Origin of the sequence: Janthinobacterium sp. SUN211, assembly GCF_030587315.1 — a bacterium.
Classification (GTDB): Bacteria; Pseudomonadota; Gammaproteobacteria; order Burkholderiales; family Burkholderiaceae_D; genus Janthinobacterium; species Janthinobacterium kumbetense.
The window spans coordinates 712,531-728,874 of record NZ_JAPWIC010000002.1 but is presented as its reverse complement, the minus strand read 5'-3'; the positions used below and the strand labels follow the sequence as shown (position 1 = coordinate 728,874).

Annotated in this window: 14 protein-coding genes; 7 read left to right on the top strand and 7 right to left on the bottom strand. The window is 62.6% G+C overall.

The window, feature by feature from the left end; translation table 11 throughout:
• From O3301_RS09015 to O3301_RS08995, 5 genes are all read right to left on the bottom strand, one after another.
• Positions 1 to 1,074 (bottom strand): ABC transporter ATP-binding protein, encoded by a 1,074-nt coding sequence (locus tag O3301_RS09015; RefSeq protein WP_289910994.1) that lies wholly within the window; start codon positions 1,072 to 1,074, stop codon positions 1 to 3.
• A gap of 33 nt (positions 1,075 to 1,107) precedes the next feature.
• Positions 1,108 to 2,898, bottom strand: coding sequence for an iron ABC transporter permease (locus O3301_RS09010; protein ID WP_070219148.1), 1,791 nt, complete (start codon positions 2,896 to 2,898; stop codon positions 1,108 to 1,110).
• Between the two features lie 68 nt (positions 2,899 to 2,966).
• A complete protein-coding gene (locus O3301_RS09005) occupies positions 2,967 to 4,064 on the bottom strand; it encodes an ABC transporter substrate-binding protein (RefSeq protein ID WP_305056172.1) in 1,098 nt (365 codons plus the stop codon).
• 48 nt (positions 4,065 to 4,112) lie between these two features.
• Positions 4,113 to 5,093: a tripartite tricarboxylate transporter substrate binding protein gene (locus tag O3301_RS09000; protein ID WP_305056171.1), complete on the bottom strand. Its 981-nt coding sequence runs from the start codon at positions 5,091 to 5,093 to the stop codon at positions 4,113 to 4,115.
• A gap of 3 nt (positions 5,094 to 5,096) precedes the next feature.
• Positions 5,097 to 6,158, bottom strand: a complete 1,062-nt coding sequence (locus tag O3301_RS08995; RefSeq protein WP_099667023.1) for a porin — start codon at positions 6,156 to 6,158, stop codon at positions 5,097 to 5,099.
• 214 nt (positions 6,159 to 6,372) lie between these two features.
• Between O3301_RS08995 and O3301_RS08990 the strand changes: the two genes are divergently transcribed.
• The 4 genes from O3301_RS08990 to O3301_RS08975 all read left to right on the top strand — a co-directional run bounded on the left by O3301_RS08990 (position 6,373) and on the right by O3301_RS08975 (position 9,818).
• Complete coding sequence (locus O3301_RS08990; RefSeq protein ID WP_251350454.1) at positions 6,373 to 7,095, top strand: response regulator; 723 nt, start codon at positions 6,373 to 6,375, stop codon at positions 7,093 to 7,095.
• A 2-nt stretch (positions 7,096 to 7,097) separates the two neighbouring features.
• Complete coding sequence (locus O3301_RS08985; RefSeq protein WP_305056170.1) at positions 7,098 to 8,597, top strand: sensor histidine kinase; 1,500 nt, start codon at positions 7,098 to 7,100, stop codon at positions 8,595 to 8,597.
• Between the two features lie 168 nt (positions 8,598 to 8,765).
• A complete protein-coding gene (locus O3301_RS08980) occupies positions 8,766 to 9,308 on the top strand; it encodes an outer membrane beta-barrel protein (RefSeq protein ID WP_099667021.1) in 543 nt (180 codons plus the stop codon).
• A gap of 144 nt (positions 9,309 to 9,452) precedes the next feature.
• A complete protein-coding gene (locus O3301_RS08975; RefSeq protein WP_077407485.1) occupies positions 9,453 to 9,818 on the top strand; it encodes a ribonuclease E inhibitor RraB in 366 nt (121 codons plus the stop codon).
• A gap of 64 nt (positions 9,819 to 9,882) precedes the next feature.
• On the opposite strand, the gene O3301_RS08970 is transcribed toward O3301_RS08975, so the two are convergent.
• Together O3301_RS08970 and O3301_RS08965 are read right to left on the bottom strand one after the other, a co-directional pair.
• On the bottom strand, positions 9,883 to 11,205 hold the full coding sequence (locus tag O3301_RS08970; RefSeq protein ID WP_251350452.1) for a homoserine dehydrogenase: 1,323 nt from the start codon (positions 11,203 to 11,205) through the stop codon (positions 9,883 to 9,885).
• 74 nt (positions 11,206 to 11,279) lie between these two features.
• A complete protein-coding gene (locus O3301_RS08965) occupies positions 11,280 to 12,509 on the bottom strand; it encodes a pyridoxal phosphate-dependent aminotransferase (RefSeq protein ID WP_305056169.1) in 1,230 nt (409 codons plus the stop codon).
• A gap of 424 nt (positions 12,510 to 12,933) precedes the next feature.
• On the opposite strand from O3301_RS08965, the gene O3301_RS08960 reads away from it, so the two are divergent.
• From O3301_RS08960 to O3301_RS08950, 3 genes are all read left to right on the top strand, one after another.
• On the top strand, positions 12,934 to 13,326 hold the full coding sequence (locus O3301_RS08960; protein WP_070260554.1) for an Mth938-like domain-containing protein: 393 nt from the start codon (positions 12,934 to 12,936) through the stop codon (positions 13,324 to 13,326).
• Complete coding sequence (locus tag O3301_RS08955; RefSeq protein ID WP_305056168.1) at positions 13,323 to 14,996, top strand: glycosyltransferase family 39 protein; 1,674 nt, start codon at positions 13,323 to 13,325, stop codon at positions 14,994 to 14,996. Before O3301_RS08960 ends, O3301_RS08955 begins: the two co-directional genes overlap by 4 nt.
• 205 nt (positions 14,997 to 15,201) lie before the next feature.
• On the top strand, positions 15,202 to 16,338 hold the full coding sequence (locus tag O3301_RS08950) for a DegT/DnrJ/EryC1/StrS aminotransferase family protein (RefSeq protein ID WP_305056167.1): 1,137 nt from the start codon (positions 15,202 to 15,204) through the stop codon (positions 16,336 to 16,338).
• Positions 16,339 to 16,344: the final 6 nt, after the last annotated feature.

Below are 16,344 nucleotides of genomic sequence, written 5' to 3'. Positions count from 1 at the left end.
TTAAAACACCCAGAGCTTATCGGCCGGCATGTGCAGCCAGTACTTGCCCGCCTCGAGCTTGTGGCGCGAATACGCGCGCAAGCTGATGTTCTCGGCGCCGCCGCGTTCGAACAGGCATTCCCAGCGGTCGCCCAGGTACATGCACGTCAGCAGCGGCAGCTCGATGGCGTTGTCGACCTGTGTGGCGCTGATCTTCACTTCCTCCACGCGTATCATGGTGGTCACTTCCGTGCCCGCGTTGGCGCCGCGCGCCACGCCCTGCATGGAGGCGCCATCGACCAGCAGGCGCACCTGCTTGCCGTCGCGCTGCACCACCTTGCCGGGCAGACGATTGTTACTGCCCATGAATTCGGCCGTGAACAGGGTGTCCGGCGTTTCATACATGCTTTGCGGCGTGCCCTGCTGCTCGATCTTGCCGTTATTGAGCAGCAAGATACGGTCGGAAATGGCCATCGCCTCGCCCTGGTCATGCGTCACCATCAGGGCCGACAGGCCCAGGCGCACGATCAGTTCGCGCAGGAAGGCGCGCGCCTCCTCGCGCAGCTTGGCGTCCAGGTTCGACAGCGGTTCGTCGAGCAGGATCACGGGCGGGTTGTACACCAGCGCGCGGGCGATCGCCACGCGCTGCTGCTGGCCGCCGGACAGCTGGTGCGGATAGCGCTCGCCCAGATGTCCGAGTCCCAGCTGCGTCAGCACTTCCTTGATGCGTGCGGCGATTTCCGTGCTGCCCATCTTGCGCAATTTGAGGCCGTAGGCGACGTTGTCGAACACGGTCTTGTGCGGCCACAGCGCGTACGACTGGAACACCAGTCCCAGGTTGCGATGCTCGGCCGGCATCTCGAAATGCTTCGCGCCGTCGAAGACATTGCGCTCGCCGATCTGGATGGTGCCCGCCTTCGGGCTTTCCAGCCCGGCGACGGCGCGCAGCAAGGTGGTCTTGCCGCTGCCCGAAGGTCCCAGCAGCGCGACCACTTCGCCTTTTTGCAGGTGCATCGAGACACCTTTCAGGATCTGGTTGGCGGCGGCGCCCGTGCCGTAGTCCAGGTACAGCTCATTGACGGTCAATTCATTCATGATGTGGTCTCAGTCTATTCTTAGTTATGCAGCTCAGTTATGTAACTTCACGCCAAAGCGCAGCGCGATGCCCAGGCCGATGGCCACCAGGGTGATATTGATGAAGGACAGCGCCGCCACCAGGTCGGTCGAGCCGCCCGCCCACAGCGACACCAGCATGGCGCCGATCACTTCCGTGCCCGGCGAGAGCAGGTACACGCCCGTCGAATATTCGCGCTCGAAAATCAGGAACACCATCAGCCAGGCGCCCAGCAAGCCGTACTTGATCAGCGGCAGGGTCACGTCGCGCGTCACCTGGCCACGGCTGGCGCCGACGGCGCGCGCCGCCTCTTCCAGCTCCGGCCCCACCTGCAGCAGCGCCGTCGAAATGAGGCGCATGCCGTAAGCCATCCACACCACCGAATACGCGAGCCACAGGGCGAAGATCGTCGAACGCACTTCGCGCAGCACGGGAATCACATGGCCGCTGAGCCACAGGGCCACGCCGTTGTCCATGCCTTTCAATATGCCGTCGAGCCAGGCCGGCACGAACAGGAACACCCACAGGAACGACAGGCCGGCCAAGAGGCCCGGCACGGCGCGCGGCACCAGCACGCTGTAATCGAGCAGGCGCGTGATGCCGTCCTGCTTGCGGTGCATGGCCAGTGCGATGAAGCTGTAGCAGCCCACGGCCAGCGCGCCGCCGACGACGCCGATCAGGATGGTGTTGACGATGCCGCGCACCAGCGAAGGCTGGTCGAAAATGTCGCGGAAATGCTGCAACGTCAGCACGTCGGCCAGGTGCACGCCCTCGCCCCAGTACTGCACGAAGGAGCGCAGCACGATGCCCGTCAACGGCAGGATGATGGTGAAGATCAGCCAGCCGGCCAGCAAGGCAAACGCCAGCCACTTCCAGCGGCCCAGCGGCATGGCCTTGCTGCGCGCGCCCTTGCCCTTGATCGACACGTATTTGTTGGCGGATTTGAGCAGCCAGCGCTGTATCATCACCAGCGGCATGGTCACCATCACCAGGCAGACGGCGACGGCGGCCATCAGGTGGTACGACGGCGTGCCCAGTTTGTTCGTCAGCTTGTACAGATAGGTCGGCAGCACCAGATGGCCTTCCGGATCACCGAGCACCAACACCAGGCCGAACACCTCGAAGCCGAGGAAGAACACCAGCACGCCCGCATACGCCAGCGCCGGCATGATCATCGGCAGCGACACATTGAGCATCACCTGGATCGGCGAAGCGCCGGCCACGCGGGCCGCTTCTTCCACGTCCGAACCCAGGCTTTTCAAGGCCGACGAGGCATACAGGTAGACGTGCGGCACGTGCGTCAGGCCAGCGATGATGACAATGCTGGTGAAGGAATAGATATTCCAGGGCACGAAGCCCAGCAGCTCCTTGGCCCAGATCGAGTAGAAGCCCACGGGTCCCATCGAGACGACGTAGCCAAAGCCCATCACCATCGGCGAGACAAAGATCGGCACCAGCAGCATGGGCGCAACCCAGCCGCGGCCCGGCAAATCCGTGCGCACCATCAGGAAGGCCAGCATGCCGCCCAGCGGCACGGCGATGACGGTCAGGCCGAAGGCCAGCATCAGGCCATTCTTGAAGGCCATTGCGAAATCGGGATCATCGAAGATGAAACGGTAGGAATCAAAGCCGAATTCGCGCACCGGCATGAAGAAGGGCGCGTTCAAAAAGCTCTGGTAAAAAATCAGGAACAGCGGCAGGAAAATGGCGACCAGGGTGATCGCCACGACCACGCCGCGCGGCCAGTTCAGGCGCGACAAGGGAGAGCGCGACCGTGCAGGCAGCGGCAAGATAGCAGTTTGCATGATGAATCCAATGAATGAAGGGTACGGCGTGCGCCCGCAAGCCAGGCTCGCGGGCGGCTAAGTCGGCGTTATTTTTTGCCGGCTGTTTCTTTCCATTGCTTCAGGAAGGCCATGCGCTTGGCTGGCCCCAGGAATTGCAGGATGATCGGATGCACGGGAATCGGCTTGACGTTGGCCGTACCGATTTCCTTGATCAGTTCCGCCGAGGTCGTCTCGCCCGTGACGTCGGCGCGGATGGCGAACAGCTTGGCGCCGTTGGCGATGATGGTCTGGCCGCGGTGCGACAGTATGTAATCGAGCCACAGCTTGCTGGCGTTGACGTTCTTCGCGTTCTTGTTGATGAACTGCACGCGCGACAGGATCAGGGTGTAATCCTTGGGCAGCACCACGCCGATCGACGGGTCGGTCTTGGCGCGCACCAGCGCGTAAGAGCCCAGCACGTTGTAGCCGATCAGGTTTTCACCGGACGAGATACGCTCCATCATGGTGCCCGTCGACGACTGCACGCGCACCTTGGCCGTGCCGAACGCGTTTTGCAGCGCCAGGAATTGCGAATATTCCTTGGCATCCTGCGCCATGAACATGAAGCCGACGCCCGATTTCTCGATGTCGTAGGTGGTGACCTTGTCCTTGAACTTCGGCGTGGCGATCAGCTTGACGAAGTCATCGTGGTTCTTCGGCACTTCCTTCGGGTCGAGCAAACGCTTGTTATAGACGATGGCGGCCGGCTCGAACGTGGTGCCGTATGCCTGGTCGTCCCACATGGCCCAGCCGGGGATCTTGGCCGCTTCGACCGACTTGTATTTCAGGGCGTAGCCATCGGAGGCCAGGCGCATCTGCAAGTCCATTGCCGAAGACCACATCACGTCGGCCGTGTTGCCGCCGGCGGCCACTTCGGAAATGAAGCGGTTATACACTTCGGTGGAATTCATGTCGTTGTATTCGACCGAGATGCCGGGATACAGGGCGCTGAAGTCCTTGATCAGCGGCGCGGCGGCCTTGCTGTCGGTAGCGCTGTAGATCACCACCTTGCCTTCCTTTTTGGCCGCGTCGATGATCTTCTGGTAGTCGGCCGGATAACCTGCCGGTACCTGGGCGAAAGCGGCGCCGGCCAAGCTGGCAAACGCGGTGGCAAGGGCGGCTTGAAGCAGGGTCTTGGTTTGCATGGGGTTGTCTCCGTCTATGAATAGGTTTTTTATTTAATATGAGGTCGATCAGCGCATCAGGCCAAGCTCATTTGCCTGCCTGGCATACTCGTCGACCGCCTTCCTGACATACGCCGTCAGCTTCGGCCCCGTCAGGGCGAATGGATACAGGCCGGCCTGCGCGCGCCATTCCGCGAACTGCGGCGTGGCCATGACGCGGTCAAAGGTGGCCACCCAGCGCTGGTAGTCCGTCTCCGGCACCTGGGGCCCCATCCACACGCCGCGGATGATGGGCCAGACCACGTCGACGCCTTGCTCGCGCGCCGTCGGCACGCCGGCCAGCACGCCCGGCAGGCGCTTCTCCGACAGCACGGCCAGCACGCGCGCGTGGTTGGCGCTGGCGTTCAGGGTGGCTTCAGACGTGTCGCCCGAAACCACCTGCACATAATCGGCCTGCATCGCCGTAAACACTTCGCCGCCGCCTTCGAGCGCGACAAAACGCAGTACTTTCGGATCGATGCCGGCGTGGCGCGCCACCAGCGCCATCTTCAACCAGTCCTGGCTGCCGATGGTGCCGGAGACGCCGATCAGCACCTTGTCCGGATGCTGCCGCAATGCCGCGATCAGGTCGCCCAGCGTCTTGTAGGGCGAATCGCTGCGCACGGCGATCATGCCGTAGTCGGCGCCCAGCGCCGCCACCCAGCGCACGTCGCCCGCCTTGGCATTGCCGAACTTGCCCTGCGCCAGATTCAACAGCGAACCGCCCGAAAAGGCCACCAGGGTGTTCGGCTCCGCGCGGCGGCGCTGCGAACCCATCGAGTGCCAGGCCACGGCGCCGATGCCGCCGGGCAGATAACTGATGCGCATCGGTGCCATGGCGGCTGCCGCGCCCTCCTGCGCCAGGCCTTTTTTCGCCAGCTTGCAGGTCAGGTCCATGGCGCCGCCCGGCTTGGACGGCACCACGCACTCGGCCGGCGCCGACGCCTGCGCCCCCGCGAGGGCGGGCAGCAGGCACAGCAAGGACAGGAACAGGGAGCGCAGCATCGTCATGCCTTAGAAGCGGTGCTGGATGCCGGCGATCAGGCCGCGCTGCGTGTCGCCGAAACCGGCATCATCACGCGACAGGCTGACCAACTGATTGTGCTTGGCCTTGGCGTAGGCGCCGGCCACGTACAGGTCGGTGCGCTTGGACAGGGCATAGCGCACGCGCGCCACGTACATGATCGGATCGGCATTGAGGTTGGCGGCCACGTTTTTCACGTCCTGGTAGTAGATCACGCCCGTCAGGGTGATCACCGGCGTGGTCTTGTAGCTGACGCCGCCCCAGTACAGGGTGCCGCGTACGTCAGCCTTGCCGGAGGCAGCCGGATCGAGCTTGTAGTCGCGCGCCGCCGCCTGCACTTTCCACGGGCCGTCGTCATACATGGCGCCCAGGTGGTACACGGTGGTCTTGTCGCGCGCGCCGCCGGCGATGGCATTGCCGTTCACCTGCTCATACGTGGCCAGCAGGCTGACAGGACCGGTCTTGTAGGTGACGGCCGTGGACAGCTTGGCGCTGTCCGAGTTGCCCGTCGACTGCTCGCCGAAGCCGTACGATGCGCCGTAGCTGAAGTCGCCCGTCTTGCCCGAATACTTGACCATGTTGTCGAAGGCCGTCGTCATGCCGTACTTGCTCGGGCCCGTCGCGTTGGCCGAAGTGGCCCACGAATAGAACGGCGCATAGGCCATCGGATCGAACGGCAGCACGAAGTCATACACGGTGGTGAACGAACGGCCCAGCACGACGCGGCCAAACGCGCCTTCCAGGCCCACATTGGCCTGGCGCTTGAACAGCGCACCGTCGGCCGCGCCCGTGTCGACCAGGATGCCTCCTTCCAGGTTGAAGACAGCTTTCAGGCCGCCGCCCAGGTCTTCGCTGCCCAGGATGCCCCAGCGCGAGGTGTTCATGCCGCCGGAGCTCACTTGCGTCATCGAGCTTTTGTTCGGACCGGCGTTGCTGGTGGTGCTGACGCCGGCGTCCAGGCGGCCGTACAGCGTGACGTTCGATTGTGCCTGGGCGCTGCCAGCGGCGGCCAGGACAGCCAGAGCGGCCAGCGAGTATGCGGTCTTCTTCATGTAGAGTATCTCCCTTAGATATAGTTATTAGTGATATGCCTGATCAATTTCATGAATCAGGATCACACTATATGAGCGCGATCCTTTCAATTCGCTTTCAGACTGACAGGTGTCGCCAGCCAGCCACAAAGGGGACAAACATATTCATTGCCGCCCCTGTCGGCGCGGCGCCGGCAGGCTTACACTGCATCCATTTCAACGAATGGCGGAGACCATGCGCATATTATTAGTGGAAGACCATCTGGAGCTGTCGCACTGGCTGGCAAAGGCCCTGCGCGACGCGCACCTGACGGTGGAGACCGCCCACAACGGCGCCGATGCCGACGCCCTGCTGCACACGCAGGAATACTCGCTGGTGCTGCTCGACCTGACCCTGCCGAAGATGGATGGCCTGGACGTGCTGCGCCGCCTGCGCGCGCGCGGCGGCACGCGCGGCAAGACTCCCGTCATGATACTCACGGCGCGCGGCGGCCTGGATGAAAAAGTGCAGGGCCTGAACCTGGGCGCCGACGACTACATGGCCAAGCCGTTCGAGCTGGCCGAACTGGAAGCGCGCGTGAAAGCCCTGCTGCGCCGCAGCCAGGGCAACGAAGCCCTCGTGCATGCGTGCGGTGCCCTCAGTTTCGACACCGTCACGCGCATGTTCAGCTATGCCGGCGCCCCGTTTCCCCTGACGCCGCGCGAACACGCGGTGCTCGAAGCGCTGATCACGCGCTCGGGACGCGCCGTGTCGAAGGAAAAACTGTTCGACGAAGTCTTTGCGCTGGCCGACGACGCCAACCTGGACGCCATCGAACTGTATATCCACCGCGTGCGCAAGAAGCTGGAAAGCGGCGTGGAAAGCGGCTCGCCCGACGGCGCCGTCATCACCACCCTGCGCGGCATCGGCTACCTGCTGCAGCCGCGCAGCGCCATGGCGCCGGCCGCGCCGAAATGACGGTGCGCGCCCCACGCCCGCCCCTGCTCGAACGCCTGCGCCGGCGCTGGGCGCAGGGCCGGCCGCTGGGCAGCCTGCGCAGCCAGCTGCTGCGCTGGCTGCTCATCCCCCTGGTGATGCTGGTGCTGCTCGATGCCGTCTTTGTCTACCGCAACGCGCTCGACGCGGCCGACATGGCCTACGACCGCTCCTTGCTGGCGTCGACGCGGGCGCTGGCCGAGCGCGTCTCCATCGTGGGCGGCAAGGTGGTGGCCGAAGTACCCTACGTGGCGCTCGACAGCTTCGAAACCGACACCCTGGGCCGCATCTACTACAAGGTAACGGGCATCAATGGCGAACTGGTGTCTGGCTATGGCGACTTGCCGCCCGTGCCGAAAAACGTGCCGCGCTCGCAGAATTATCCGGCCCTGGTGCGCTTCTACCATGCCGACTACCACGGCAAGCCGATCCGCATCGCCGCCCTGCTGCAACCCGTGTACGACGACTCGATGCGCGGCATCGCCCTGATCCAGGTGGCCGAAACGCTGGACGCGCGGCGCGGCCTGTCGAACCAGATCCTGTTCGATACCCTGAGCTGGCAGGCGGCGATGATACTGGTGATGGGCGCCCTCGTGTGGTTTGCCGTGCGCCTGGTGCTGCGCCCGCTGATGCGCTTGAAAACGGAAGTCGAGACGCGCACCCTGTCCGACCTGTCCGACGTCGACCCCACGCTGGTGCACAAGGAAATGCGCCCTCTGGTGAGCGCCATGAACGGCTCCATGTCGCGCCTGCAGCAGCTGATCGCCAGCCAGCGCCGCTTCATCGCCGACGCCTCGCACCAGTTGCGCACGCCGCTGACGGTGCTGAAAACCCAGGCCGAACTGGCCATGCGCGAGTGCGACCGCCAGGCGGGCGCGCCGCCGGACATCGCCGCCTTGCGCGACATCGTGCGCTCGATCGCCGCCACCACCGATTCGACCGTGCTGCTGGCCAACCGGCTCCTGACCCTGGCGCGCATCGAGCATGGCGGCGACAGCCTAGCGATGGACACCGTCCCCTTGCGCGACGTGGCGCAGCAGGTGGGACTGGAAATGGCCATGGCCGCCGTCGGCAGGCATATCGACCTGTCGCTGGAAGCGCCCGACGAAGCGCCCGTGCATGGCCAGGCCCTGCTGCTGCATGAACTGGTGGCCAACCTGGTCGACAACGCCCTGCGCTACACGCCGCAGGGCGGCAGCGTGATCCTGCGCGTGCGCGCGGCGCAGACGGGGAACGGCCACGAATACGGCGCCGTGCTGGAGGTGGAAGACAGCGGCAAGGGCATCCCGCCGGCCGAGCGCGAACGCGTATTCACGCCGTTCTACCGCGTCGGCACGGCGCTCGAGAGCAATCCTGGCGGCGCGGGGCTAGGTTTAGCCATCGTGCGCGACATCGCCGCCCTGCACGGCGCACGCCTGGAACTGGCGACGGCGGAAAATGGCCACGGATTGAAAGTCAGCGTGCATTTCGGCGTGGCCGCATGATGGCCTGCATAGATAGTCATTCGACACGAATCGTTGCCCAAAAACAACACGTAGTTTATTTCTAATATTTTTTAAATAATTGCCTTACATAAACATATTCATCCCTATACAATTCGGCTCCCATTAAGCGGCGAGACAGTCTCTCCGCATTAATTACCTAGGATCAATATGAAAAAGCAATTGTTTGCAGCAGTCGTAGGCGCCGCCCTGGCATTCCCATTGTTCGCCCAGGCTGAAGGCTACTACGTCGGCGCCAACGTCGGCCGTTCGGAAATGAAACTGTCCATCGATGAAGCAGGTTCGTCCAAAAAGAGCGATACCGGCTACAAAGCCTACGCCGGCTACGACTTCACGCAAAACTTCGGCGCGGAAGCCGGCTACATCGACTTCGGCAAGCGGACTTTCGACATCGACGGCGAAAAACTGGACGTGAAAAACCACGCATTCTACGTCGCCGCCACCGGCACCCTGCCGCTGAACGAACAGTTCTCGCTGTTCGCCAAGGCTGGCGCCGCGCAAAACCGCACCAAGCCAGCCGATGACAAATCGATCAACAAAACCTCCGCCATCTTCGGCATCGGCGCTGCTTACCACTTCGACAAAAAACTGTCGCTGGTAGCGGAATACGAAAACTTCGGCAAGGTAGCGAGCGAAGACGGCGCCAAGCTGAAAGCCGACCTGCTGTCGATCGGCCTGCGCTACAAGTTCTGATTCACGCTTGCGTGAATGAATGTCCAGCCGATTTCATGGCGGATAAGAAAAACCGGCTGCACAGCCGGTTTTTTTATGGGCGCATGGCGCGCCACGGGCGCCGATGTTAAGATCTCGCCCTGAAATTGACTGAAAGATTCCGCCATGATGACCAAAGAAGACGTAAGCGAACTGTTCGCCAACATCGCCGAGAACGCGCCCTGGGACCTGTCCCAGCCGCTGCTGTGGGGCTATTACTTCACCAACCCGACTTCCGAACCGCTGGAGCAGGCCGCCACCGTGCTGGCGCTGCAGGGCTACCGCCCAGTGGAACTGTACCAGCCGGAACTCGACGATCCGGCTGCACCGCCCGTGTGGGTGCTGCACGTGGAAAAGGCCGAAGTGCATGGCGTCGACAGCCTGCACGCGCGCAATGGCGAACTGATGGCATTTGCCCAGGAAAACCAGCTGGCCAGCTATGACGGCATGGATGTGGGCCCCGTCGGCGCGCCCGACGTACCGCAGCATTAAGACAGTCATCGGATGAAAAAACGGCGCCCGCGGGCGCCGTTTTGCATGGATCGCTTGAAAACGCTCAGCTGAGGTTTTCCAGGCGAATCTTGGTGACCGTACCCACCACGCTATTTAACGCTTCCATCTTCTCGATGGCGGCCGTGACGTTCTTTTCCTGCGTCTGGTGCGTCAGCATGATGATGTCCGTATGCGTTTCGCCTTCGGCCGGCTCTTTTTGCAACATGGCGTCGATCGAGATGCTACGTTCGGCCAGGATGCGCGTCAGGTCGGCCAGCACGCCCGGCTGGTCGGCCACGTGCATGCGCAGGTAGTAGCTGGTGGTGATTTCCGACATCGGCAAGATGGCGATGTCGGTCATCGCGTTCGGCTGGAACGCCAGGTGCGGCACGCGGTGTTCCGGGTCGGCCGTGGCCAGGCGGGTGATGTCGACCAGGTCGGCGATCACCGACGAAGCGGTCGGCTCGGCGCCCGCCCCGCGGCCCGAGTACAGGCTGGCGCCGACGGCGTCGCCATGCACCAGCACCGCGTTCATGGCGCCTTCCACATTGGCGATCAGGCGCTTGGCCGGGATCAGGGTCGGATGCACGCGCAGCTCGATGCCTTCCACGCCATTGACGGTGGCGCGCTTGGTGATGCCCAGCAGCTTGATGCGGTAGCCCAGTTGCTCGGCGTAGCGGATGTCGACGGCATTGAGGTTGCTGATGCCCTCCACATAGGCCTTGTCGAACTGCACCGGGATGCCGAAGGCGATGGCCGACATGATGGTGGCCTTGTGCGCGGCGTCGACGCCTTCGATGTCGAAGGTGGGGTCGGCTTCCGCGTAGCCCAGTTCCTGCGCCTGTTTCAGCACGGTGGCGAAATCGAGGCCCTTGTCGCGCATCTCGGACAGGATGAAATTGGTGGTGCCGTTGATGATGCCGGCGATCCATTCGATGCGGTTGGCCGTCAAGCCTTCGCGCAGCGCCTTGATGATGGGGATGCCGCCGGCGACGGCCGCTTCGAAGGCCACCATCACGCCCTTGTCCTGGGCGGCGGCGAAGATTTCATTGCCGTGCACGGCCAGCAGGGCCTTGTTGGCCGTGACCACGTGCTTGCCGTTGGCAATCGCCTGCATTACCAGGGTTTTCGACAGGTCGTAGCCGCCGATCAGTTCGACGACGATGTCGATCTCGGGATCGTTGACGATCAGGTAAGGGTCATTGACGACCTTGCAGCCGCCGGCGACGAGCGCTTCGGCGCGCGCCACGTCGCGCACGGCGACGGCGACGACTTCAATGCCGCGGCCCGCGCGGCGCTTGATTTCTTCCTGGTTGCGTTTCAGGACGCTGAACGTGCCGTAACCGACATTGCCCAGGCCCAGCAGGCCGATCTTGATGGATTTCATAGTTGTGCTTGACTGCTCATAAGTGGCGCCCCCCTTGGGCGACGCCAGGTTGATCGGTATTGCTACTGTCTGGCTCAGCCCCGGCTATGGCGCTTGCGGTAACCTTCGAGGAAGCGCGCAATGCGACCCATGGCCTCGGTCAGGTCATCGGAGTTGGGCAGGAAGACGACGCGGAAATGATCGGGCGCGATCCAGTTGAAGCCCGTGCCCTGCACAATCAGGACCTTCGCTTCGGCCAGTAATTCATAGGCAAACTGCTGGTCGTCGGCGATCGGGTAGATCTCCGGGTCCAGGCGCGGGAACATGTACAGCGCGGCCTTCGGCTTGACACAGGTGACGCCCGGAATATCGGTCAGCAGCTTGTGCGCCAGGTCGCGCTGTTTCAACAGGCGCCCGCCGGGCCCCACCAGGTCTTGTATGCTCTGGTAGCCGCCTAACGCCGTCTGGATGGCAAACTGCCCCGGAGCGTTGGCGCATAGCCGCATCGAGGCCAGCATGTTGAGGCCTTCGATGTAATCTTTTGCGTGGCGCTTTTCGCCCGAGACCACCATCCAGCCGGAACGGTAGCCGCAAGAGCGGTAATTCTTCGACAAGCCGTTCATGGTGATGAACAGCACGTCGTCGGCCAGCGAGGCGATCGACACGTGCTCGGCTTCGTCGTACAGCACCTTGTCGTAGATCTCGTCGGCGAAAATGATCAGTTGGTGCTGGCGCGCCAGTTCGACGATCTGCAGCAGCACTTCCACTGGATACAGCGCGCCCGTGGGATTGTTCGGGTTGATGACGACAATAGCCTTGGTGTGCGGCGTGATCTTGCGGCGCATGTCCTCGATGTCGGGATACCACTGGTTCTGCTCGTCGCACACATAATGCACGGGATTGCCGCCCGACAGGCTGACGGCGGCCGTCCACAGCGGGTAATCGGGCGCCGGCACCAGCACTTCATCGCCGCTGTTGAGCAGGGCGTTCATCGACATGACGATCAGTTCGGAAGCGCCATTGCCCAAATAAATGTCATCGATGGTCACGCCGGCGATGTTCTTGCCCTGCGTATAGTGCATGACGGCCTTGCGCGGCGCGAACATGCCCTTCGAATCCGTATAGCCGGCGGCATTTTGCAGGTTGAGCATCATGTCGCGCACGATCTCGTCCGGCGGATCGAAGCCGAATACGGCCAGGTTGCCGATATTGAGCTTGGTGATCTTGTGGCCTTCTTCTTCCATTTGCCTGGATTTTTCCAGGACCGGGCCGCGGATGTCATAGCAGACGTCCGCCAATTTATTCGATTTCTGAATCGGTCGCAAAATAAATCCCTGTCGTGATGCGGCGCGGTAAGCAGAACTTGCAGCATGATAGCCGCGCCAGAACTATGAACCCGTGAAACTGCGATGCGAAAGACTGCAAGGCGAAAACAACCATTCTCGCCGAAAACAGGCCATTTTATCAAATTAAACATGGCCAACCCCAGCATTTGACGCCGATTCTGCCACGCCGGCGCCTCCGGACGACAATCCGGCACGCGCCATCTTCATCTTCCCTTAATCTGGCAGCATTACCATGGCGCAAGCAGGCAGTCCCTCTGTGGCGCCGAAGATTGCAATTTGGAAAGGATATTGCTTTTCAGTCGCTCTTTTCTGTCATTTATGGCATGCTTACGCCCTTGGCCGCGGCACGCAGTTTGGCCGCGCGCGCACCGATCAACCGACACGACCAGCCCCCGATATCGCCATGAAACTCCATGCCAGCAGCACCCAACAATACCAGACTGTCACCGGCTATGACGAAAACGGCGTGGAGATCAATGCCCAGCCCTACAACTACAGCCTGATCGTCATGCCGGAAATGCCTCCGCGGGCGTGGGAAGTGGACAGTTTCGAGCAATTGAACGAGGCGCATTTCGCGCAAATCCTGGCCGATGCGCCCGACGTGGTCATCCTCGGCACGGGCGAGCGCCAGCGCTTCGTGCATCCGAAGCTGACGGCCGCGCTGACCATGCGCCGCATCGGCGTCGAATGCATGGATAGCCAGGCTGCCTGCCGCACCTACAATATCCTCATGGGCGAAGGCCGCAAGGTCACGCTGGCACTGATCCTGGCCCCGGCCGCGGGCAAGGCCGCATGAAAATCAATGTCAACGAACTGCACTCGTCGCGGGTGCTGATGTGGTCCCTGCTGGGCATCTTCATCGTCGTCACCCTGTATGCGCTGGGCGTGCGTACCCTGGTACCGCCCGACGAGGGCCGCTACGCCGAGATGGCGCGCGAAATGTTCGTCACGGGCGACTGGATCACCACGCGCCTGAACGGCATCAAGTACTTTGAAAAGCCGCCGCTGCAAACCTGGATGAATGCGCTGACCTTCGCCGCCTTCGGCCTGGGCGAATGGCAGGCGCGCCTGTGGACTGGCCTGTGCGGCATCATCGGCGTGTGCATGACGGCTTACGCGGGCAAGAAAGTGTTCGGCCCGCGCGTGGGCCTGTATGCGGGCCTGGTGCTGGCATCGAGCCTGTTCTGGCTCGCTTCCGGCCAGATCAATTCGCTGGACATGGGCCTGTCGGGCATGATGACCCTCACCCTGGGCAGCCTGCTGATCGCCCAGCGCGACGACGCCACGGAGATCGAGCGGCGCAACTGGATGCTGGCCTGCTGGGCCGCCATGGCGCTGGCCGTGCTGGCCAAGGGCCTGATCGGCATCGTGCTGCCGGGCGCCGTGCTGGTGCTGTATTCGCTGTGCGCGCGCGACTGGCGCATCTGGACGCGGCTGCACCTGGTCAAGGGCTTGCTGCTGTTCTTTGCCATCGCCACGCCGTGGTTCGTGCTGGTCGCCCTGCGCAATCCGGAACAACCGCATTTCTTCTTCATCCACGAGCATTTCCAGCGCTTCCTGATGAAGGGCCACAAGCGCGAAGGCGCCTGGTATTACTTCCTGGTGCTGCTCATTCCCGGCATCCTGCCATGGATAGGCGTGCTGCCGCAAAGCCTGGCCGCCGCCTTCAAGCGCCAGGAAGGCGCCTTCCAGCCCCGCTTGATGCTGCTCGTCTGGGCCGTCTTCATTTTCTTCTTCTTCAGCTATTCGACTTCGAAGCTGCCTGGCTACATCGTGCCCATCTTCCCGGCGCTGGCCCTGCTGGTGGCGCTGTACCTGGAATCGGCCTCGCGCCGCCAGCGCCTGTTCGCCGCCGGCCTGCTGTGCGTGCTGGGCGCGGCCATCCTGATCGGCGGACCGATCGCCTTCAGCAAGGCCAGTGCACGCGACGCGGAAGCCCTGGTCGCGCTGAAGGGCTACCAGCCATGGCTGATGGCGGCCGGCTTCTTCGCCCTGGCGGGCGGCGCCCTGGCCTTGCTGCATGCGCGCCAGTTGCGCCGGGACATGACGGTGCTGACCATCGCCGGCGCCGGCTTCCTGGCCACGCACTGCATCCTGGCCGGCTCCGAACTGTATGGCCAGAACCGCGCAGGCACCGACATGCTGCCGCAGATCCAGGCCGAACTGACAGCCGATACCAAGCTCTATTCGGTCGGCATCTACGAACAATCGCTGACCTATTACCTGCAGCGGCCCGTGATCCTCGTCGATTACTGGGATGAGTTTACGTTTGGCCTGAAACAGCAGCCCGAACTGTCCATCCCGAACATCGAGCCTTTCATCACGCAATGGACGAACGATGCCAATGCCGGCGTGCACGACATGGCGATTATCAGCCTGAACCGTTACAAGGAATTGCAGGGGCGTGGCGTGCCCATGCGTGTGATTGCCGAAGATGCGCGCCGCATGGTCGTTGCAAACAAGTAAATATTTAAAGGGGCGCGAGGCTACACGGATCGCGCCCCCGGCCAGCTTGCCCCGCCCCTGCATCAGCATGTTTTTTCACCGCTGAAAGGCTGCGCCGCCATACTGACAATATAAAATAGCCATGCCTGCCGGCGCCTTTTGACAGCACTGGCAGCGTCGGCGATGCCGATACCCTGACACAATACAGATCCAAGAACTGCGCCCCATGACCTCTACCCTGCCCTTTTTGCCCTTTTCCAAACCCACCATCGATGAAGCGACCATCGCCGCCGTCGGCGAAGTGCTGCGCTCGGGCTGGATCACCAGCGGCCCGAAAGTGCAGGCTTTCGAAGCCCAGCTGTCCGAGTATTTTGGCGGGCGCCCCGTGCGCACCTTCAATTCGGGCACGTGCACCATGGAAATCGCGCTGCGCATCGCTGGCATAGGCCCCGGCGACGAAGTCATCACCACGCCCGTGTCGTGGGTCGCGACGGCCAACGTCATCATCGAAGTGGGCGCCACGCCCGTGTTCGCCGACATCGATCCCGTTACGCGCAATATCGACCTCGACAAACTGGAAGCGGCCATCACCCCGCGTACCAAGGCCATCATCCCCGTCTACCTGTCCGGCTTGCCCGTCGACATGGACCGCCTGTACGCGATTGCTGAAAAGTACAACTTAAGGGTCGTGGAAGACGCTGCACAAGCGTTCGGCTCCACGTGGAAGGGCAAGCGCATCGGCGCGTTTGGCGACTTCGTCTCGTTCAGCTTCCAGGCCAACAAGAACATCACCACGGGCGAAGGCGGCTGCCTCGTCCTCAACAACCTGGAAGAAGCCAAGCTGGCCGAGAAATACCGGCTGCAGGGCGTGACGCGCAGCGGCGTCGACGGCATCGACGTTGATGTGCTGGGCGGCAAGTACAACATGAGCGACATCATGGCCGCCATCGGCCTGGGCCAGTTCGCCAATATCGAAGCGATCACGGCCCACCGCCGCGCGCTGGCACGCCACTATTTCGCGCAATTCGACAGCGATTTCGAAGCGCTGAGCGGCGCCCAGCTGCCCGTGCAAGACTTTGAAAACAGCAACTGGCATTTGTTCCAGATCATCCTGCCTGACAATGGACCCGGCACGCGCGCCGCCTTCATGCAGCAAATGGCGCAGCAAAACGTGGGAACGGGCTATCATTACGCACCGATCCACCTGTTTACCATGTACCGCGAACGCGGCTTTACCGAGGGCATGTTCCCCGTCTCGGAAAAGATCGGCCGCCTGACCGTGACCTTGCCGATGTTCTACGCCATGACGACACAGGACGTGGAACGCGCCGTCGCCACCGTCAAATCCATTCTCATCAAATGAGCAGCG